Here is a 20,165-nt window from a genome sequence, read left to right on the forward strand (position 1 = left end):
TGAAAGAAGGCGTTGAAATGGTAATGCCAGGTGACAACGTTGAAATGTCAGTAGAATTAATCCACCCAATCGCAATGGACCCAGGTCTACGTTTTGCGATCCGTGAAGGTGGTCGTACTGTAGGTGCTGGTGTTGTTGCTAAAGTAACAGCATAATCACTTTATAGTGTGAAAAAGCGCTCCATTTGGGGCGCTTTTTTTATGGCTGTATTTTGTGTGCTAGTTTCCAGGTGGATGAAAGCTTGTCCTACTGTATTGATGGATGAAATAGCTGTTCTTTAAACCTTGAATCAATCTAAAACCATTTTATGAACATTCTTTTGCTGCGGTTTAGTTGCCTTTTTTTCTCTTACATCATAAAAATAATTTTGCTGTCTAATTATTCTTGCTCTTACGTCATAAAAAATCATCGTCTATTTTTTTACTCTTGCGTCGTAAAAATAATTTCATTGTCTATTTTTTACTCTTGCGTCACAAAAAATAATTTCACTTATCATTATTTTTTATTCCTCATGTCCTGAACTGACAACTCACTGTCCTTAACTGCACTTAAATACCGCACAGAAAACCGTAATATGAACTCATACCGAAAAATAAAAAATATAGCGGGTTACAGGAAATGAATGACTTCATTGTTGTAACCTCAGGAGTGAGCAACATGAATGCTAAAGTGAGTATTAGTGAACGTGCAGGGGCGAGTTTTCCTGTCCGTCGAATGAATTTCAACTTTGATGCTGTACCTGAATATTGGATGAATGGTAATGCAGGTCTAACGCATTTTATGACTGCATTATCTGCGTTATTTCCCGCAGGTGAGAAGTTCTTTATAGACAGTGTGCGTGCTGTGCGTTATCACCCAATGCTGAAAGACAATGCAGATTTACAGAAAGAAATCAGTGCATTTATTGGACAAGAAGCCATGCACACGCATGAGCATGTCGGTTTTAATGCCTCTGCACAGAAATTTGGGCATGATGTTGATACTTTGGATTGTTATACAGATACTGTGATTCAAACTACACGCAAATTTATGGCAAAGTTGGCTAAACCGATTGGCATTACACAGAAAATGGTAGATTTAACTGCGACCACTGCGCTAGAACATTTCACAGCTACGATTGCCTCACAATTATTGACCAATTCACATATTCAAGAATTGATGACCGATGACACCATGAAAACTATGTGGTTGTGGCATGCGATTGAAGAAAACGAACATAAAGCTGTTGCGTATGATGTATTTGAAGGTGTGTTTGGCAAAGGTCTGAAAGCCTATGCACTACGTACAAGTTCTTTGGTTATTTCGATGCTGACTTTATTTTTTGTACAAAACTATTTTTTGTGGCGTTTACTAAAACAAGACAAGCAGTTGAATTTGGAAAATTTACGCATGATTTATCGTTATGCCTATAGTCCATCTAAAGGGATTATTACAGGCATGGGCAAAGAAATGTTGTTCTATTTCAAACCGAATTTTCATCCTAACGATTTTGATACCACAACATTATTAAATACTTGGAAAGCTAAATTAGGCTTTTAAACTTTTCCTTTTGGTCAGGCAACGTAAGTTGCCTTTTTTTTTGCTCGATTTTTTTGTCGTGAAATCTATAATGCCTACATCTTAGAACAGCACAAGATCATTTCTTATGATTCGTTTAATGCAAGCCCATGATGTCGCCGATGTGGTTGCGATTGAAAATTTGGTACAAAGTCATCCGTGGAGTGCCAAACAATTTGCCGAAGCGGTAGAGAGTTATCACAGTACCGTGATTGAACATGCAGGGAGAGTGGTGGGTTTTTGTATTTTGCAACCTGTGTTGGATGAAGCAAATTTGTTGTTGATGGCGGTGCATCCAAGTCAGCAAGGCAAAGGTTTAGGTTATCAACTGCTAGAACATTCTATTGCAGGTTTGAAAAACCAACCTGTGCAGATTTTTTTAGAAGTACGTGAAAGTAATTTAGCTGCGATAGCCCTGTATGAAAAGTCAGGTTTTCATCAAATTGATTTACGTAAAAATTATTATCCTAAAACGGATGGCACACGGGAGCATGCCATTATTATGGTGAAATCTTGTAGCGATGATTTTGCCAGTTTGTTTAAGTGAATCTGATCGATGCAAAAATCAGTATTGCATCATTACATTTTTATTTGATGATGGAGTTATTCCAGCCTAAGGGCAGCGTGGTCATTAAGGAGTTTCCCAATTGCTGCACCTCATCGGTATTTAGGCTGCGGTTAATGCGTCGCCATTGACCATCAAGCAGTAGCTCAAGGGGCACATATTGCGATTTATAGTTCATTTTATTGGAATGTGGTACCCAATAACCTAAGTAAACATATTGCAGTCCCAAATGCTGTGCCTGTTCAATTTGTTTTAATACCGCAAATGTTCCGAGTGAGCGACGACTTTCGTCTGGGTCAAAAAAGGTATAGACCGCAGAAATACCATCATCTAAATAATCACAGGTCGATACTGCAATTAAGCGATCATCTTGCCAAACCTCTAAAAAGAAGCTGCTGGTACAACTGTGGATTAGGAATTTTTCAAATTGGTCACGGCTGGCAGGGAACATATCGCCATCGGCATGTCGTTCATTGATATAGCGTTCATACAGCGCATAATGCAAATCACCTGCATCTTGTGGCTTGGTGATTTTGATCTGTAAATCGTGATTGCGTTTCCAAGCTTTCTTTTGCGTGCTGTTCATTTTAAATTCAGCGACAGGAATACGTGAAGAAAGGCATTGGCGGCACAAATGGCATTCAGGACGATAGACAAAATCGCCACTGCGACGAAAACCGACCCGAGAGAGTTCAGACAAAGTCAGCACATCAATTTTATGTGCAGGATCTAAAAAAACCATCCGCGCAGATTTTTCAGGTAAATAGCTGCAATCATGCGGCGGAGTAATGTAATACTGCAAATCATTTAGCAGGGATTTTGGGTGATATGAATTCATTGTCAAGATCCCTCTCTGTTATTGTCATTCAAGTAGGCGCGCATACTGCGCTATTGTTTTACTTGAAAATACACTGTCCTGATATTTTTTCCAATTGATTGCAGGTTGTTTTACAACATCTTGTAACGATTTAAGATAGTCTTGGCGAGAAAGTGTACATGCTCCGAGACTGATTAAATGGTCATTGACCAATTGGCAGTCAATCCAAGGCAATTGTTGTTCTTGTCCGAGCAGCATCAAACTATAAAATGCCATTTTGGAGACATCGGTACGATGGCTAAACATGGACTCGCCAAAACAGCCTTTGCCAATACTGACTCCATATAAACCACCGACCAAACTATCTTGCTCCCAAACTTCTAAACTATAGCCATAACCTGCTGCAAAAAGCTGACAATAACCTTGAATGATCTCTTCAGAAATCCAAGTATCATTGGCGTAGCTACGGGGCAAGGCACAATTGCGAATCACTTGTTCAAAGGCATGATTGATAGTAATGCGATAATCTATTTTTTTCATGTTGCGGATTAAAGACTTACTCGGCTGATAATGTTGCGGAATAATTACGCAACGTGGCTCAGGACTCCACCAACAAATAGGATCACCTTCTGAAAACCATGGAAATAAGCCATGTGTATAGGCTTCATATAAGGTTGAAGGGGAAAGGTCTGCACCTACACAAATCAAGCCTTCACCCTCAGGATCAACTTCAATGGGATCGGGGAAAATGAATTGTGAAGCCGGGAGCGTGTGCATATCAATTGCCGTATGAAGTTTTACGATGAACTTGATTTCATCATACCTAAAAATGCCGTGATAAAAAAACCGCTCAAGGAGAGCGGTCTTTAAACTTGGTCACTAAATTATTCACCAAGTGCATCTAAATATTTTTCTGCATCCAAAGCTGCCATACAACCTGAACCTGCAGAAGTAATCGCTTGGCGATAAATTGAATCGGCCACATCACCTGCAGCAAATACGCCAGCCACAGAAGTTTGAGTCGCATTGCCTGAAGTGCCGCTTTGTACTTGGATATAACCATCACGCAAGTTCAATTGACCTTCGAACATGCCTGTATTCGGTTTGTGACCAATCGCAATGAATAAGCCAGACACATCAACAATTTGAGTAGAGCCATCAGTGGTTGATTTTAAACGTACTGAAGTTACGCCTGTGTTGTCGCCCAAGACTTCATCAACTTGGTTATTCCAAAGAATACTGATTTTGCCTTCTTTTTCTTTGGCAAATAAATGATCTTGCAAGATTTTTTCAGAGCGAAGTGAATCACGACGATGCACCAATGTCACGTGTGATGCAATGTTAGACAGGTATAATGCTTCTTCAACAGCCGTGTTACCACCACCAACGACCATCACTTTTTGGTTTTTGTAGAAGAAACCATCACAGGTAGCACAAGCACTTACGCCTTGACCCATAAATGCTGCTTCAGATTCTAAACCTAAATATTGTGCAGTCGCACCTGTGCAAATGATTAAAGCATCACAGGTAAATTCTTCCATATCACCTTTCAGTACAAATGGGCGCACATTCAGGTTTACTTCACTGATATGGTCATACACGATTTCTGTGCCAAAGCGTTCCGCATGAGCTTGCATACGTTCCATTAACGCTGGGCCTGTTAAACCTTCAGGATCACCTGGCCAGTTATCAACTTCCGTAGTTGTGGTGAGTTGACCACCCAATTGTAAGCCTGCAATTAAAGTCGGTTTTAAGTTGGCACGTGCAGCATATACTGCAGCACTATAACCTGCAGGGCCTGAACCTAAAATAATTAAACGTGAGTGACGAGCGCTCATGCACAGCATCCTTTTTTTATTTAGAAATTTATGGAATTATACGTGAAACAGGATGAGTTTGCTGTGTGATTAAAGTTGATATTACTGATCATGTAAATCGATTTGAGCTATATAGAAAAAGTTAACAACACACTTCAATAATCTTGCATCTTTTTCTAGGCAACACATGCATAATAGAAGGTCTGTTATAATTTATAGCTTGCTGTGTGGTGAAGCTTGCATCGTGAAATGCAACTTAAATGACACAGCTAAATGAAATACAGACGCTCCGAATCAGGTGGCTTTTTAAGACCATCGAACAAACAAAAAACATTGATGAAGAATTGGCGACAGGACAATATATGACTGCGGTGTCGGGTGCTTATGCACATCGCTTAATAGCGACATTATTTTTGGTCTCTTTTGGAATATATCTGTTCCTTGCAACGGTGACCTATACTCCATTTGACCCAGGTTGGATGCACATTTCCAGTGACACCCAACAGGTTTCAAATGCGAGTGGAATCGCAGGTGCGTGGATTGCCGATTTACTGTTTGGCTTTTTAGGTTGGGCGAGTCTGCTTCTTCCTGCTTATTTTTTTATTGAAGCCTTACAAGTCTGGTGGCCACGTAGTTTTTTAAACCGACCATTTCGTTATGCTGCACAATTCTTCATTTTATTGGCAACAGCAAGTTTGCTGTATTTATTTTGGCAAGTACCTGCCGATACGTTAGACAATGCCTCAGGCGGCATCATTGGTTTTGAACTTGGGAAAAGTTTATCGCAAATTTTAACCATTTATGGAGCAACACTTTTTTTAGTCGTCTTTTGGATTTTCTTATTTACCCTCGCATTTGGGGTGAAGTGGAACAGAACGTGGGCAACTTTAAAAGCTACACCTGCTTATCTGCAAGATTTGTTCTATCGCAATGTACCTGAAGCAGAATCTGACTTTGACCGTTCTACACCACAGGTGAAAAAGACCGTTGTCGCTGCTGCACCTGTGGTTGCTGTTGAAGTGGCATCAACTGATTTAGAAGCAGCAAGTGAACCCGTGGTTGCACAGGCGAAAGAAGCTGAAACAACTGCGCCACATCCTGCGGCAGAGCGTATGTTTAATCACATGCAGCAACGTGAAGAAGAAGAGCAACAGGCGCAGCAACAGCTATTGGTGCAAGATGAAATTGATGATGTTGAGTTAGAAAAAACCATCGAAAAGGCGCATCGCTTAGAACAAGACAGCCAGCGTATTGTTGCGACAGGCGAAGTGTGGCGTGCTTTACAAGAAAATACCGACAGTCAGCATAACCAAGACATTCATGCATTATTACGTGCTTCTGAAGAACCAGAGCCACATCTACAATCGAATCCTTTTGATGAAGTGCGTCCTGCATCTACGGCATCTCAAGCCACTGCAAAATCTTCGTTAGATTGGGATGATGATCAAATTTTTGATGAATTGCTCGCAGCAGTTCCGCAAGGCAAAGCTGCAAGTGATTTACACAGCCCATTCCAAAACAGCGGGGCAATGGATACTTTAGATGAGTCTGTGACCCAGCAAGAAACAGTGCATCCGCACTCGAATCCTACGGCTCACAATTTTAACGATGATCTCAGCAGATTTGAGTCAGATTTTAACCCGCCATCGTCAAGTGCTTCGAATACGCAAAATCATGCTGTACGCCAAGAGCGCCATTTGCAGCATGATTTAGACAGTTTAGATGACTTGTTGGTGGATGATCTTTTGGGTGATGAGTTACAGCAAGATGCATTTCAAGATCAAGCGCCTGTAGCGCGTAGTACCAGTAGCTATGCACAAAGTTCTGCTTTTGTTCAGGCACCTATTCAGACGGCAGCCACTGCCGCAGTGATGGCAAACGCAGCGACTGCTACACAGGCTGAACAAGCAGAAAAAGTGGCGTTATCCAAAGAAGCATTTATCGAAGCTTGGCAGGAAACCGCAGGCAAACCACTAGACGAAGATGACTTTGATTTTGATGCGCCGCTGACCGATGCACATGGTCGTCCGATGTCACGCGCCATGCAGGTTGCAGAAAAACGTCGTGATTTATCGCCATTACCGGGTTTGGATTTGCTTGATAAAGTCGATCCAAACAAAAAAGTGAACTTCACCGCAGAACAATTATCGCGCTTGTCGGAATTGCTGGAAATTAAATTACAGGAATTTAATGTCAAAGCCAAAGTGGTTGAAGCACAGCCTGGTCCTGTCGTGACCCGTTTTGAGCTGGATTTGGCACCTGGGGTCAAAGCTTCAAAAGTAACCAATATTTCTCGTGACTTGGCGCGTTCAATGTCGATGGCATCGGTACGTGTGGTCGAAGTGATTCCGGGCAAACCGTATATTGGCATTGAAGTACCGAATAGTTCACGTGAAATGGTACGTTTGATTGAATTATTGCAAACCCCTGCTTTTGAAGACCCGAACGGCATTTTATCGATGGCGATGGGTAAAGATATTTCAGGCAATCCTGTGATTACCGAATTGGGTAAAGCACCACACATGCTGGTTGCAGGTACAACAGGTTCGGGTAAATCGGTTGCGGTGAACTCGATGATTTTGTCGATGTTGCTGAAATACAAACCTGATCAATTGCGTTTAATTCTGATTGACCCGAAACAATTGGAATTGGCTAACTATAACGATATTCCACATTTATTGACACCTGTCGTGACTGATATGAAAGATGCGGTCAGTGCTTTGAATTGGTGTGTCAATGAAATGGAACGTCGTTATAAGTTAATGTCCTTCCTTAAAATTCGTAAGTTAAGCGACTATAACCGTAAGGTGGAAGAGGCGCTTGCTAGTGGCGAAGACCTGATTGATCCAACTTGGAAACCGGGTGATTCTGCGACACAGGAACGTGCTCCACGCTTAACACCATTACCTTCTATTGTGATTGTGGCAGATGAATTTGCCGACATGATTATGCAGGTCGGTAAAAAAGCAGAAGAAATGATTACCCGTCTGGCACAAAAATCACGTGCAGCAGGGATTCATTTATTGCTTGCGACTCAGCGTCCATCGGTAGATGTGATCACAGGTTTGATTAAAGCCAACATTCCAACCCGAGTGGCCTTACGCGTAAACTCAAAAATTGACTCGCGCACCATTTTAGATGCAGGTGGCGCAGAAGACTTGCTTGGTCATGGTGATATGCTGTTCTTGGGGCCTGGTAAAATTGAACCAGAACGTGTGCATGGTGCGTTTATTTCAGATGATGAAGTTAACCGTATTTGTGATGCATGGCGAGAACGTGGTGACCCAGATTATGTGGATGAAATCTTGACCCCATTTGATGAAGAACCCTCTTCACGTGGTTTTGAAGATGGTGAAGGCAATCCAGACCGTGATGTGCTTTATGATCAGTGTGTGGCGTTTGTTTTGGAAACACGCAAAGTTTCGACTTCGTCTTTACAGCGTAAATTTAGCTTAGGTTATAACCGTGCGGCACGTATTGTCGATCAAATGCAAGAGCAGGGCATTGTCAGTGAGCAAGGGCCAAACGGAAAACGTGAAATTTTAGTTTAGTGTTTTCGCATTTTGTTTTATGCAAAAAATCCCGCAATGACGATTGCGGGATTTTTTTATTTCAGTATCTTTTGCTGAATTTAGCTAAAGAAATGACTGCTAAATCGTTTAGGCAAACTTAGCTAAAACTGCTAAAAACTCATCTTTTTGACGAGGGAATTCAGCAATTACGTCATGAATACGTTGACCTTCAGGATTGGTGGCATTCATGTCACGACCATCGGCAATAAACTGGGTCAATAAGCGCTCATAGTCGCTTGGACGCATGTGTTTAAAAGCATGATATAACACATGGAAATCTGCATTGACACCTGCAGGTGGCAACTGATTTAAGTAAGCAAACACACGTTCATCTGACCATGCTTCATTAAAGGTTGCAGGTTGAGATAATGCCATAGCAATCTCCTTTATATTCTTTTGAAAAAATAGGGCAAAATAACTTGCGTTATTTTGCCCTGATTCAATTTGCTTGACTAATCAGTATTCAGATTATCGCTCTTCAGGCAAATTGATATTCATTTCTAGCATTTCAATATTGGCTTCTGAACGTACTGACATTTGAATGTGTTGTTCATCTACCCCACGCACGTAGCGGTTCACCACTTGCATGATTTCTTTCTTCATCTGATCAATTTTGTCTTGGCTTAAGCGTTTACCAAGACCTTGTTCAGAAGCAACAATCACTTTTAAGCGATCTTTTGCTGTTTGTGCGCTAGATGGCTTATCTTCACCGCTGAATAATTTGCTCCAAAATCCTGCCATGTCTACGCTCCAAATAATCGTGCTAACCAGCCCTTAGGTTTCGCTTCAATATGGCGAAACGGACGTTCTTCACCTAAGAATCGTGCAACCAAGTCATCATAAGCCTGACCTGCAGCAGCATCGCTATACAGAATGACAGGTTTACCTTCGTTTGATGCTTGAAGTACGCTCTTACATTCAGGAATTACACCTAAAGTGGGTACACGTAAAATATCTTTAGAAATGTCATCAATCGTTAGCATTTCTTGTTTATCGGCACGTTCTGGGTTGTAACGTGTAATACACAGGTGCTTACGGATACGACCTTCGTTTTGTTCTACTTTTTTAGTTTTGCTGTCTAGCATACCAATAATACGGTCAGAGTCACGTACTGAAGAAATTTCAGGGTTGGTCACAATAATCGCTTCATCGGCATGATACATCGCTAAAATAGCACCGCGCTCAATCCCTGCAGGTGAGTCACAAATAATGTAATCAAACTCTTGTGCTAGCTCATCCATAATACGTGCCACGCCTTCATCAGTCAGGGCATCTTTATCACGGGTTTGTGAGGCTGGAAGAATATAAAGGTTTTCAATATCTTTATCGCGAATTAATGCTTGTTGTAAACGCGCTTCATTATTTAAAACATTCACAAAATCATAAACAACGCGACGTTCACAACCCATAATTAAGTCAAGGTTACGTAAACCCACGTCAAAATCGATAACAACAGTTTTTTGACCACGTAGGGCTAAACCTGTTGCAAAAGATGCACTTGTAGTGGTTTTACCTACGCCACCTTTGCCTGATGTTACGACAACAATTTTCGCCACCGAATCCACTCCTGTTATGGTTTAAATTCCCCTATATTTTTTGGGGATTTTTGGTGATTATTTATACATTAAAATTGTAGAGCTTCAAATACAAGCTCTTGGTTATCATTTAAGTAAATATGCACAGGTTTTTTGGTCACATGCTGTGGAATGTCGTCCGCAACGCAATATGTGCCTGCAATAGATACCAATTCTGCTTCTAGGGAATGGCAGAAAATTCGTGCTGCAATATTCCCGCCCGCGCCGGCAATGACTCTACCACGTACACTACCATAAATATGTATATTTCCTGAAGCAATCACTTCTGAACCGCTGTTAATGCCTGCGGTTAAAATGATGTCGCCCTGATGCTGTACCAGACATTGGCCTGTACGCAAAATTTCATCGTGATACGACGTAATATGTGCCACTGCAGGTGCCGTTTCAGCGACTTGATTTTCAGCCTGTTGTTCTGCGGCAGGCTCAGGTTTAACTTCCACCACTTGTTCTTTGGTCGCTTTCACTTCCTGAAGTGGGCGGTCTTGTGGAATCACAGGAAATTGAATGGCACGTGCCTGATCGCCCAATAGTCCTTCGGTCACCGCAATTGGCTGTGCCTCTAAACTGATGAGTAATTGAATCAGTGCAATCAGTTCCTGTTCGACTGAACTTTCAATCACCACCAAAACACCTGGTGGAAATGATTTTTGCAACATTGGGCTTAGTTGCTGGCGGATCGCATCATGATCATTGGTGTCTAAGCTAATGCGAATCGCATTGACCAATCTGCCTTTTATCCGTATGTCAGCCATAATAATTCCTTAACACTTCTGACTCTGCTGGTTGTCGAAGTCATATTATAAATAGAGCAAATCCTAGAACAAATCGGGTGAATTCTCTAGTTGCATGACTAAAAATATTTATCCCAATCGTAAAAATGTTAAAACGCACTCATGAAATATGCTGTTGTTGTCCTTCATCTAAAATTTGTTGCCATTGTTTGACTTTTACTTGTTTACGAATGGCTTCCAAACTTTCAAATACTGCTGACTCTACTAATTTATCAATATGCTGATTATGTTCAACTTCTATCTGACTAATTTTTTCGGCAATCATTTGATACGTCGGGTTGCTGGACTGTGAGTTGTGTTGTGCAAAAGGTTCAATCAAACCTTGGGTAATGTTTTCGCCCAGTCGCTGACCAATACTTTGAATTTGCTGTTCAATACGACCGCCAACCAATGGAATCAGACGCAGAAGCTGAGTTAGCTCAGGTGTATCTTCAATGGCTTGATTGACCACCAGCCCTACGTTTTTTGCAATCAGGTGGCGTTGGGCTTGCAACTCTTTACCCAAGGATTCTTGCAGAATATCCGCCAGTGCAATGGCCAGTAACTGACGATGCCGCTCGACCAAATCATCAATAAACTGTTTGTGTGTGGTGCTGGTGGTCAGTTCACGCTGTACGCCATTCAGCACAGTCAGTACCACTCGGCTACTCAGTTCTTCCATCAATAAGCTGTAATAGAAGTTGCCACGTTTATACCAACTATTTGGGATGACTTTATAACCGTGACTATGCAGGTTGTAGCCAATAGCAAAGGCGCGTAATAAACGTAAAAAACGTAGCTGTGGAATGATTGCGAGAATTTCATACCAGTGAACAAACGGAAAGAACCACCAGCGTTGATGATGCTTAAAAATAATAGCAATGCCCCAGCGCACACCCAATTCCACAATTAAAAATGTGGTAAACCAACCTTCGGTGATAATCACCCAAGGACGTAACTCGCCCCGATAAAACTGTAAGATTTCAGGCAGGCGAATAAAGTCGAACAGCCATTCACCAAAATCACTCATTAAAATGGCATTGGTACTTAAACAGAACAAGTTGAAGATGATTAAACCCATCAAAAACAAGTCATAAATTAAGGCAATTTTCCAACCCCATGAATCTTTACGCAGGGTATGGAATGAGGATTTGATTACAGGCTCTTCAGACTTTTTCATGGTTCACCTGATTGGGTTAGGCCGTCGGGGCAGCAAATTTTTGTTGCATGGATTCAATCAGCTGATCTTTTTCCAACCATAATTCATGCACCCATTGCTGGAAACGCTCACGGTATTCCGCATCATCTTCGTAATTACCACCCAAGACCCAGTCTGGAATGTTGATTTTTCGTAAATTTACCGCAATGCGAGGAACTTCTCCGAGCCAGAACTCGCTATAGCCAGGCACGCCGTCTGGGTAAACAATGGTCATATCCACCAAAGCATCAATTTGATCGCCCAAAATATTCAAAGCCAGCGCTAAACCACCCGCTTTAGGCTTTAATAAATGTTGATATGGCGATTGCTGCTGATCATGTTTTTCTTGAGTAAAGCGAGTGCCTTCTAAATAGTTGAGCAGGGTAAAGGGCTGACTCAACAACTGTTGGCAAGCTTTACGTGCTTCTTCCATATCACGATCTTTCAGTTCAGGTTTTTTAGCAATCTGGGCTTTGGTATGCCGTTTCATCATTGGGAAGCCTAAAATTTTAAAGGCCTGACCAACAAATGGAATAAAGATCAGTTCCCACTTGGTAAAGAAGCGGGTCAGTGGCATGCGGGTTAAACCAAAATATTGATTGACCGTAGTGTCTACCCAGCTTTGGTGGTTACAGGTCATCAGGTAACGACCTTGCATACTGAGTGCCAAGTCTTCATCAATACTGATGTCCCACTTTGTGTTGGGTAAAACATGGTCAATCAGCCAGTTATTGACACTTAGCCAACTGTTGGTAATTTGAATATTGGTTTCATCGACCTTGCGGGACTGTTTAAGCAGTTTGGTCAAGCCCAGCGCCAACACAGGTGGACCGTGAAAAAATGTACTGCCAGTAATGACTGTACCCACGGTGAGTCCTTTTGTGATTTTTTTTAATAAAGGGTGTTTTTTAGCTTGCGATGACATAAAAATCGGTCCTGAAGAAAAATCGTCCAATGCGTCACATATTGATTTATAGACTCAATATAAATGTTGTTTTTAAAATAAAAAAGTGTTGAAGTGAAAGTGTGTAGAAATTGTGATGAAGTTATACCAAGATTTGTACATGATCATGTATATTTGTAAGTAAAAGTTTTTTTATTAACAAAAAATCAATGGTCTAAGTATATTTTTTCATTCAATATTCAGCATATACAACAAAACACAAGTAAGGAGGCATGCCATGCGTGCATTAGCAATTTCGGCAGCAGTCGTAGGGGCAATGGTTTTAACTGGTTGTCAAACGACTGGTAACAACCTTGGTGGTATGGAATATGACAAAACTGCGTTAGGCACAGTAATTGGTGCTGCTGCGGGTTATGGCATCTCTAAAGGTAACGCAAATACAAGCGCACAAAACAACCGTGCTGCAGCGATTGGTGCTGTAGTGGGTGCTGCTGCGGGTGTTTATCTTGACAATAAAGAAAAACAACTTCGTCAACAAATGGCTGGTACAGGCGTAGAAGTAAACCGTAATGCCGATGGTTCTGTTGGCTTGATCATGCCGGGTAACATCACGTTTGATACTAACAAATCAAACATCAAACCAAACTTCTATTCTACCTTGGACAAAGTAGCGCAAACGCTAACCCAAGATAACAAGAGCGGTATTTTGGTAACAGGTTATACTGACAGCACTGGTAACGACGCAATCAACATTCCATTGTCACAAGCACGTGCACAATCGGTTGCAAACTACTTGGCTAGCCGTGGTGTATCAAATTCACGTATTAATGCACAAGGTCACGGTGCTGCAAACCCAATCGCATCGAATGCTACTGCAGAAGGTCGTGAGCAAAACCGTCGTGTAGAAATCAGCATTTATGCAATCCAATAATCTGGCATTGTATAGATTGTAAAGAACCGCCTTCGGGCGGTTTTTTTATGCAAGCAATTTCTAGGGTCTACTCAGCAAATAGACAATGACGTCTAAAGTAGCATTTTAGATTAGTCATCTTTGGCGGAGATGACTATAATCGAGCTCGAACCGAAATAGAGGAAATACTATGACACTGGCAAGTCAGTTAAACGACAAGCAACTTGAAGCGATGAAATACACTCAAGGACCCTTGTTAGTGCTTGCAGGTGCAGGTTCAGGCAAAACTTCGGTGATTACCCGAAAAATTGCCTATTTGGTTAAGCATTGCGGGATTCCTGCGCATCGTATTACAGCGATGACTTTTACCAACAAAGCAGCACGAGAAATGAAAGAGCGTGTGACCAAATTGTTGTCACGTGAAGAAGCTAAAGGATTATCGGTTTCGACTTTCCACACCTTTGGTCTGAATTTATTACGTCTTGAATTAAAACACACGCCGTTAAAAGCCAACTTCTCTATTTTAGATGCCGATGACTGCAAACGTATTCTGATGGATTTAATGCACCGCGATAATTTGTCGGGTGCAGAAAGCAAAGAATTGATTGCCAAAGCCATGAAGATGATTTCAGACTGGAAAAATGATCTGATTGCACCAGAGCAGGCGCATACCACCTGCGAAACGCCAGAAGACATCCAGTTTGCACATTTATATCAACTTTATGAACGTAATTTACGTGCCTATAACGCGGTAGATTTTGATGATTTAATTGTAATGCCGACACGACTTTTGCAAGAAAATGCCGAAGTGCGTGACAAGTGGCAAAACCGTGTTCGTTATTTATTGGTCGATGAGTATCAGGACACCAACACCGCACAATATATCTTGGTGAAATTACTTGTGGGCGTAATGGGGCAGTTCACTGCGGTAGGTGACGACGACCAATCGATTTACGCTTGGCGCGGTGCGAAGCCTGAAAATATGGCCTTGCTGAAAGATGATTTCCCGAATTTAAAAGTGATTAAACTTGAGCAAAACTATCGCTCGACCAGTCGCATTTTAAAAGCGGCCAACACCGTCATTGGCAATAATCCACATATTTTTGACAAAAAACTGTGGTCAGATAAAGGTCATGGTGAAGTGATTCGGGTAATTACATGCCGCAATGATGATGATGAATCAGAACGCGTGGTTAAAGACTTACTCACGCATAAACTGATGAATGGTAAAAGCTGGAAAGATTATGCAATTTTGTACCGAGGGAACTTTCAGGCACGTATTCTGGAAACCCAATTACGTCAAATGCAAATTCCTTACAAGCTTTCGGGGGGGCAGTCATTCTTCGCACGTGCTGAAATCAAAGACATCATGAGTTATTTGCGTCTGATTATTAACCCTGAAGATGACAGCGCATTCTTACGCATTATTAACACGCCTAAACGCGCGATTGGTCCTGTGACTTTGGAAAAACTAGGGCTGTTTGCACAGGAAAACCATTTGTCATTATTGGCTGCTGCAGGTGATCAGCGCCTAACCATGGCAATTCCGAAAAAAGCCACGACGCAGTTGGCAGAGTTTTCAGATTTTATTGGTAATTTTACTCGTAATTTATTGGAAGATGATGAACCTGTGCCAATCATCCGCCAGATGATGCTCGAAGCAGGCTATATCGACTACATTAAAGAGCAAGCGGCTACACCTGCGCAGGAAAAAACCAAGCTAGATAATATTGAGGTGCTGTATAGCAGCATCCAAAGTCTGATTAACCGCGCTGAAGATGTCGATGAAAAAAATATTGAAAGTGTGATTCGTAAAATGGTGCTGCTCGATATGCTCGAACAGCAACAGGAAGAAGAAGACACCGATAAAGTCAATTTACTCACCCTGCATGCGTCCAAAGGTTTGGAATTTCCGTATGTGTATTTGATTGGCTTGGAAGAAGAGCTTTTACCGCATAAAAACTCAATTGTGGCAGATACTGTCGAGGAAGAACGCCGTTTGATGTACGTGGGGATTACTCGTGCACGTCAGGGCTTAACCATTACTTTGGCAGAGCAGCGCAAAGCGGGCGGGCAAATGAAACAAATGACCCCAAGTCGTTTTTTGGATGAATTACCACAAGATGAATTGGAATGGCTCGGACGTAAGAAAAAGTTAGCCGGTGATGTCGATCCGAAATTACAGGCACAGCATTATTTGGAAAATTTACGTGCTCTGATTAAGCGCTGAAAAACATTCAGCGGTGTTGATGCAAGTACAGCATCAAAGGGCATAATTTATATCGAAATTACATTGAAAATTTAAAAACAGGATAAACTTCATGAAAGTTCAAGTTAAAGTCTTAGATTCACGTTTAGGCACAGAATGGCCAATGCCAACTTATGCAACCGCAGGTTCGGCAGGGTTGGACTTACGTGCTTGTGTAGACAGCAGCACCGTGATTGAGCCGGGTCAAACAGTATTGGTCAAAACAGGTTTAGCGATTTATATTCAAGATACAGGTTTTGCAGGCATGATTTTGCCGCGTTCAGGCTTGGGTCACAAACATGGCATCGTGTTGGGGAACTTGGTGGGTTTGATTGATTCAGATTATCAGGGTGAATTGATGGTTTCGGTGTGGAACCGTAGCCAAACAGCATTTAGCTTAGAACCTGGTGAGCGTTTAGCGCAATACGTTTTGGTTCCTGTGGTACAGGCCAAGTTTGAACAAGTAGATGAATTTGTTGCCACCGAACGTGGTGCAGGTGGTTTTGGGCATACGGGCAAAAACTAAGTTACTTAGGTTTCAGCCTATATCGTTTGGTAAAGTTTTATCTGAAACTTTACCAACAATTCTTGAAAAGTAACGAAAGATGTACTAATAATGACAAGTAAATCACTAGCTCTGATGAGACCATTGCACATCTATTAAAAAATCTAATTAGAATTTTCAAAATATCTCGAGCCAAGATTTATTCACTTTATGTTGGCTCATCTTTGTAGTTGTAAGCCTATGAACAATCCACAAACACTTTTTCCTCAGCATATTTTTCGCGCTTACGACATTCGTGGCAAAGAAACTGTGCTGACCGCGAAATTGGTACACGCCATTGCACAAGGATTGGTGCAACAATATCAACAAGAAAAGCAAACTCAAATTAGTATTGGTTATGATGCGCGTTTAAATAGCCCCGCTTATGCTGAAATTATGCGCCAAGTCTTTCTTGCCCATCAATTTCAAGTGACGATGGTGGGTTGTTGTTCTAGCCCGATGTTGTATTTTATGGCACGACACACGGCAGGCAATGGCATTATGCTTACGGCCAGTCATAATCCAAAATCAGACAACGGCATTAAATGGATTGTGCAGGGCGAACCGCCAACCCCTGAAATGATTCAACACGTGGCACACGATGCAGCGCCATATTATTTAAATACCGATGCAGCACCATCCATCGCCTCACAACACGCCACCAATATTTCACATGAATTTATTGAAGATGCGTGTCAGCAATATCAGCAGGCAATGTTGAACGATATTCAACTGGCGGGCACTTTTAAAGTGGTTTTAGATGGGATGTATGGTTCGGCAGGTCATTGCGCTGCTTTGGTTTTGCAAAAAATGGGCTGTGAGGTGATTGCTTTACGCTGCGAAGCCAATGGTCATTTTCCAGAACATGCACCCGATCCATCACAAGAAAAACACTTACAACATTTAAAAGCTGCGGTGCGTGAACATCAGGCGGACATTGGCATTGCTTTAGATGGCGATGGTGATCGTGTCGTCCTCTTGGATGAACATGCCAATGTGCTTTCAGCAGATCGTTTGCTGTCTTTATTTGCAGAAATGTGTTTAAAAACTCATCCTCAGCATCAAGTGGTGTTTGATGTAAAATGCTCCACTATGGTGCGCAATACCGTGCGTGATTTGGGTGGCGAAGCGGTGATGATTCGCACGGGCAGTACCTTCTTGCGGCGTTATTTGGCGCAGTCGCAAGGCAAGGCTGTGTTCGGTGGCGAATACGCAGGACATTATGTATTCAATGATGGACGTGGTTTTGGCTATGACGATGGTATTTACGCAGCGCTGCGTGTGTTGGAATATTTAAGCCACAGTAATTACAGCAGCCTTTCGGCATTGATGCAGAAATACCCTGAGCGTTGCTGCACTGAAGACACGTATATCAGCACACGGAATATTGAACCGAGTGCGGTTTTAAATGATGTTGAAAGTTCTAGCCATCGCAGTGGTGCAGAATTAAGTAAAATAGATGGTGTAAGACTTGATTTTGAAGATGGATTTGGCATTATTCGAGCATCCAATACAGGCGAATATTTTACGGTGCGTTTTGATGCCGATAATCCATCACGACTGAATGATATTCGCGATACATTTGTTTCCATGTTAAGTGAGCGATACCCTGAAATCGCCCAAGACATTTTAGATGCTCAATAAGGAGAGGCGAATGCCACATCAACAGACTGGTATCGACAAAGCGCAAATTTTGACTGAAGCTTTGCCGTATATTCAACGTTTTGCGGGCAAGACCCTTGTTGTGAAATATGGCGGCAATGCCATGACCGATCCTGAGCTGGAAAGTTCTTTTGCTCGTGATATCGTGTTGTTAAAGACTGTAGGCTTAAACCCGATTGTGGTGCATGGCGGTGGCCCACAAGTGGATTCTATGCTCAAGCAATTGGGACGTGAGTCTGACCGTATTGATGGCATGCGTGTCACCGATCCTACGACTATGGAAGTCGTAGAAATGGTCTTGGGTGGTAGCGTCAACAAATCTATCGTCAATCTGATTAACCAACATGGCGGTCGTGCCATTGGTTTGACGGGTAAAGATGGTAACTTGATTCGCGCACAAAAATTATTGATGCAAAAAACTACTGAAACAGGCGAAGTACAACAAATTGACCTTGGTTTGGTGGGTGAAGTGGTGGGTGTCAAAACCGACGTGTTGGAAATGTTTACCAGCAGCGACTTTATTCCAGTGATTGCACCTTTAGGTGTCGATGATGCAGGCAATACCTATAACATTAATGCCGATTTAGTCGCAGGTAAAGTTGCCGAAGCATTGGGTGCGGAAAAGTTAATTTTGCTGACCAATATTACGGGTGTATTAGACGAAAATAAAAACCTGTTAACTGGTTTGACTACGCAGGAAGTAGATCGTTTAATTGATACAGGCGTGATTTACGGTGGCATGATTCCAAAAGTGGGTTGTGCATTGGATGCAGTTAAAGGCGGTGTAATCAGTGCACATATTGTAGATGGTCGTGTGCCACATGCTACTTTATTGGAAATCTTTACTGATCATGGTGTGGGAACATTAATTACCAACCGTGTCCAAACGCGTAAATAAAACTCTATAAGATGATCCCTAAAAGAGCTTCACAATTGAAGCTCTTTTTTATGTCAAATTTACGGCAAGAAACTGAAATTTTGTTGATTCAGCATCCTTGAAATTGCTTTGCACCTATCCTGCAATCTTAAAATTGTAGTCGCTAAAATCGCGGTCATCATAGTGTCATGCTGCTGTCCTAGTGTAGGAGAAAACATGAGGTATCTATGATGCTACAAAAATTAAATCAGTATCGTCAGCAGTTTAGCTTTCCTATGGTTAAAGTGGGTAAAGCACAGAAAAAAAACAGCAAAGCTACGCAATATGCGTTTGAATGGGTTGAAAATTTAAAGCAACTACAAGAAGTACAGCGCTTTCGTGCACAGCAATTTTCCAAGCAATTTGGCATTGAATTTGAATCGGCTTTAGATCAGGACTTGTACGATTTTGGCTGTGAACACGCCGTACTCAGAGATAAATCTACGGGTGAAATTGTTGCTTATACTCGTTTAAAACTTTGGCAAGGGCATGAGCTAGCCAACAGTTATAGTGCGCACGAGTTTAAAATTATAGATGAGTTAGGGCATCTCTCGAATATTGTCGAAATGGGGCGTACTTGTGTGCATCCACGTTATCGTTCAGGCAAAACACTCTCTATTTTATGGCTGAATTTAGTGCCTAAAGTGTTATGGGAAATGCGTGCCAAACACATGATTGGCTGTGTCAGTATTCGTTTGGAAGGTAATGAAGCACGCGCGTATCATACCCATCAAGCGATTCAACAATTGGCAGAAAATCAACGCTGCGATATTCAGTCACAGCAGCCGTTTGAGCCAAGTTGTCCAAGTCATAGCTTTAGCCAAGATGAACGAATACCTAAACTGTTTGATGTTTATCTGAAAATGAATGCTAAGCTGTCTGAGCAAGCATTTTATGACCGTGAGTTTAACTGTCTAGATTATTTTGTTTTGTTAGATGTGAAACAAATGGCGAAACATTTTATTCGCCAAAAGAAAGTGAAAGCATCTTAACTAGAATAATTAAGCAGAGATTTCTACAGCACTGCATATCTATGAAGTGGTACTGTAGAAATCTATTTATATTTTTCAGATTTGAATTATCCACATGG

At 41.7% G+C, this 20,165-nt stretch carries 18 protein-coding genes and 1 pseudogene; 10 read left to right on the forward strand and 9 right to left on the reverse strand.

What is annotated here, in order from left to right; translation table 11 throughout:
• From FTV41_RS01830 to rimI, 3 genes and pseudogenes are all read left to right on the forward strand, one after another.
• Nucleotides 1-155: pseudogene (locus tag FTV41_RS01830) on the forward strand (elongation factor Tu); the annotation flags it as partial.
• 502 nt (nt 156-657) lie between these two features.
• On the forward strand, nt 658-1,539 hold the full coding sequence (locus FTV41_RS01835; protein WP_004975282.1) for a metal-dependent hydrolase: 882 nt from the start codon (nt 658-660) through the stop codon (nt 1,537-1,539).
• A gap of 106 nt (nt 1,540-1,645) precedes the next feature.
• Nucleotides 1,646-2,104, forward strand: a complete 459-nt coding sequence (gene rimI / locus FTV41_RS01840; protein ID WP_004975283.1) for a ribosomal protein S18-alanine N-acetyltransferase — start codon at nt 1,646-1,648, stop codon at nt 2,102-2,104.
• A 40-nt stretch (nt 2,105-2,144) separates the two neighbouring features.
• Here rimI and FTV41_RS01845 read toward each other — a convergent pair whose 3' ends face one another.
• The 3 genes from FTV41_RS01845 to trxB all read right to left on the reverse strand — a co-directional run bounded on the left by FTV41_RS01845 (nt 2,145) and on the right by trxB (nt 4,777).
• Nucleotides 2,145-2,960 (reverse strand): arginyltransferase, encoded by an 816-nt coding sequence (locus FTV41_RS01845; protein ID WP_131261724.1) that lies wholly within the window; start codon nt 2,958-2,960, stop codon nt 2,145-2,147.
• A gap of 24 nt (nt 2,961-2,984) precedes the next feature.
• Nucleotides 2,985-3,716 carry a leucyl/phenylalanyl-tRNA--protein transferase gene (gene aat / locus FTV41_RS01850; RefSeq protein WP_131261723.1) on the reverse strand — a complete coding sequence of 244 codons (732 nt, stop codon included), beginning with the start codon at nt 3,714-3,716 and terminating at the stop codon, nt 2,985-2,987.
• Between the two features lie 107 nt (nt 3,717-3,823).
• Nucleotides 3,824-4,777 carry a thioredoxin-disulfide reductase gene (gene trxB, locus FTV41_RS01855; RefSeq protein ID WP_179996010.1) on the reverse strand — a complete coding sequence of 318 codons (954 nt, stop codon included), beginning with the start codon at nt 4,775-4,777 and terminating at the stop codon, nt 3,824-3,826.
• A 341-nt stretch (nt 4,778-5,118) separates the two neighbouring features.
• Between trxB and FTV41_RS01860 the strand changes: the two genes are divergently transcribed.
• Entirely contained in the window at nt 5,119-8,307 is a 3,189-nt protein-coding gene (locus tag FTV41_RS01860; RefSeq protein WP_179996126.1) for a DNA translocase FtsK, read from the forward strand.
• A 108-nt stretch (nt 8,308-8,415) separates the two neighbouring features.
• Here FTV41_RS01860 and FTV41_RS01865 read toward each other — a convergent pair whose 3' ends face one another.
• The 6 genes from FTV41_RS01865 to FTV41_RS01890 form a co-directional block, all read right to left on the reverse strand.
• Nucleotides 8,416-8,703 carry a PA4642 family protein gene (locus tag FTV41_RS01865; RefSeq protein WP_179996011.1) on the reverse strand — a complete coding sequence of 96 codons (288 nt, stop codon included), beginning with the start codon at nt 8,701-8,703 and terminating at the stop codon, nt 8,416-8,418.
• 93 nt (nt 8,704-8,796) lie between these two features.
• A complete protein-coding gene (gene minE, locus FTV41_RS01870) occupies nt 8,797-9,069 on the reverse strand; it encodes a cell division topological specificity factor MinE (RefSeq protein WP_096902698.1) in 273 nt (90 codons plus the stop codon).
• A 2-nt stretch (nt 9,070-9,071) separates the two neighbouring features.
• Complete coding sequence (gene minD, locus FTV41_RS01875) at nt 9,072-9,884, reverse strand: septum site-determining protein MinD (RefSeq protein ID WP_179996012.1); 813 nt, start codon at nt 9,882-9,884, stop codon at nt 9,072-9,074.
• Between the two features lie 68 nt (nt 9,885-9,952).
• The gene (minC, locus tag FTV41_RS01880; RefSeq protein WP_019838277.1) at nt 9,953-10,675 is read right to left on the reverse strand and encodes a septum site-determining protein MinC; all 723 of its coding nucleotides are present in this window, start codon (nt 10,673-10,675) and stop codon (nt 9,953-9,955) included.
• A gap of 139 nt (nt 10,676-10,814) precedes the next feature.
• The gene (locus tag FTV41_RS01885) at nt 10,815-11,873 is read right to left on the reverse strand and encodes a preprotein translocase subunit SecA (RefSeq protein WP_179996013.1); all 1,059 of its coding nucleotides are present in this window, start codon (nt 11,871-11,873) and stop codon (nt 10,815-10,817) included.
• 16 nt (nt 11,874-11,889) lie between these two features.
• The gene (locus FTV41_RS01890) at nt 11,890-12,816 is read right to left on the reverse strand and encodes an acyltransferase (RefSeq protein ID WP_168418245.1); all 927 of its coding nucleotides are present in this window, start codon (nt 12,814-12,816) and stop codon (nt 11,890-11,892) included.
• 256 nt (nt 12,817-13,072) lie between these two features.
• Here FTV41_RS01890 and FTV41_RS01895 point away from each other — a divergent pair, with 256 nt between their 5' ends.
• The 6 genes from FTV41_RS01895 (at nt 13,073) to FTV41_RS01920 (ending at nt 20,067) form a co-directional block, all read left to right on the forward strand.
• Nucleotides 13,073-13,726 carry an OmpA family protein gene (locus FTV41_RS01895; RefSeq protein WP_179996014.1) on the forward strand — a complete coding sequence of 218 codons (654 nt, stop codon included), beginning with the start codon at nt 13,073-13,075 and terminating at the stop codon, nt 13,724-13,726.
• A 169-nt stretch (nt 13,727-13,895) separates the two neighbouring features.
• A complete protein-coding gene (locus tag FTV41_RS01900) occupies nt 13,896-15,935 on the forward strand; it encodes a UvrD-helicase domain-containing protein (protein WP_179996015.1) in 2,040 nt (679 codons plus the stop codon).
• 91 nt (nt 15,936-16,026) lie between these two features.
• The gene (gene dut / locus FTV41_RS01905; RefSeq protein ID WP_004975307.1) at nt 16,027-16,479 is read left to right on the forward strand and encodes a dUTP diphosphatase; all 453 of its coding nucleotides are present in this window, start codon (nt 16,027-16,029) and stop codon (nt 16,477-16,479) included.
• A 219-nt stretch (nt 16,480-16,698) separates the two neighbouring features.
• Nucleotides 16,699-18,141 (forward strand): phosphomannomutase/phosphoglucomutase, encoded by a 1,443-nt coding sequence (locus tag FTV41_RS01910; protein ID WP_004975308.1) that lies wholly within the window; start codon nt 16,699-16,701, stop codon nt 18,139-18,141.
• A 10-nt stretch (nt 18,142-18,151) separates the two neighbouring features.
• The gene (gene argB, locus FTV41_RS01915) at nt 18,152-19,057 is read left to right on the forward strand and encodes an acetylglutamate kinase (protein WP_004975310.1); all 906 of its coding nucleotides are present in this window, start codon (nt 18,152-18,154) and stop codon (nt 19,055-19,057) included.
• 209 nt (nt 19,058-19,266) lie between these two features.
• Nucleotides 19,267-20,067 (forward strand): GNAT family N-acetyltransferase, encoded by an 801-nt coding sequence (locus FTV41_RS01920; RefSeq protein ID WP_168710353.1) that lies wholly within the window; start codon nt 19,267-19,269, stop codon nt 20,065-20,067.
• The last annotated feature ends 98 nt before the right edge of the window (nt 20,068-20,165 follow it).

The organism is Acinetobacter sp. YH16051, assembly GCF_013417135.1.
Classification (GTDB): domain Bacteria; phylum Pseudomonadota; class Gammaproteobacteria; order Pseudomonadales; family Moraxellaceae; genus Acinetobacter; species Acinetobacter towneri.

What these genes read in the sequence shown, in the direction of transcription:
- FTV41_RS01835 (WP_004975282.1), top strand. Translation starts at nt 658, where the DNA reads ATGAATGCTAAAGTGAGTATTAGTGAACGTGCAGGGGCGAGTTTTCCT.
- rimI (WP_004975283.1), top strand. Translation starts at nt 1,646, where the DNA reads ATGATTCGTTTAATGCAAGCCCATGATGTCGCCGATGTGGTTGCGATT.
- FTV41_RS01845 (WP_131261724.1), bottom strand. Translation starts at nt 2,960, where the DNA reads ATGAATTCATATCACCCAAAATCCCTGCTAAATGATTTGCAGTATTAC.
- aat (WP_131261723.1), bottom strand. Translation starts at nt 3,716, where the DNA reads ATGCACACGCTCCCGGCTTCACAATTCATTTTCCCCGATCCCATTGAA.
- trxB (WP_179996010.1), bottom strand. Translation starts at nt 4,777, where the DNA reads ATGAGCGCTCGTCACTCACGTTTAATTATTTTAGGTTCAGGCCCTGCA.
- FTV41_RS01860 (WP_179996126.1), top strand. Translation starts at nt 5,119, where the DNA reads ATGACTGCGGTGTCGGGTGCTTATGCACATCGCTTAATAGCGACATTA.
- FTV41_RS01865 (WP_179996011.1), bottom strand. Translation starts at nt 8,703, where the DNA reads ATGGCATTATCTCAACCTGCAACCTTTAATGAAGCATGGTCAGATGAA.
- minE (WP_096902698.1), bottom strand. Translation starts at nt 9,069, where the DNA reads ATGGCAGGATTTTGGAGCAAATTATTCAGCGGTGAAGATAAGCCATCT.
- minC (WP_019838277.1), bottom strand. Translation starts at nt 10,675, where the DNA reads ATGGCTGACATACGGATAAAAGGCAGATTGGTCAATGCGATTCGCATT.
- FTV41_RS01885 (WP_179996013.1), bottom strand. Translation starts at nt 11,873, where the DNA reads ATGAAAAAGTCTGAAGAGCCTGTAATCAAATCCTCATTCCATACCCTG.
- FTV41_RS01890 (WP_168418245.1), bottom strand. Translation starts at nt 12,816, where the DNA reads ATGTCATCGCAAGCTAAAAAACACCCTTTATTAAAAAAAATCACAAAA.
- FTV41_RS01895 (WP_179996014.1), top strand. Translation starts at nt 13,073, where the DNA reads ATGCGTGCATTAGCAATTTCGGCAGCAGTCGTAGGGGCAATGGTTTTA.
- FTV41_RS01900 (WP_179996015.1), top strand. Translation starts at nt 13,896, where the DNA reads ATGACACTGGCAAGTCAGTTAAACGACAAGCAACTTGAAGCGATGAAA.
- dut (WP_004975307.1), top strand. Translation starts at nt 16,027, where the DNA reads ATGAAAGTTCAAGTTAAAGTCTTAGATTCACGTTTAGGCACAGAATGG.
- FTV41_RS01910 (WP_004975308.1), top strand. Translation starts at nt 16,699, where the DNA reads ATGAACAATCCACAAACACTTTTTCCTCAGCATATTTTTCGCGCTTAC.
- argB (WP_004975310.1), top strand. Translation starts at nt 18,152, where the DNA reads ATGCCACATCAACAGACTGGTATCGACAAAGCGCAAATTTTGACTGAA.
- FTV41_RS01920 (WP_168710353.1), top strand. Translation starts at nt 19,267, where the DNA reads ATGCTACAAAAATTAAATCAGTATCGTCAGCAGTTTAGCTTTCCTATG.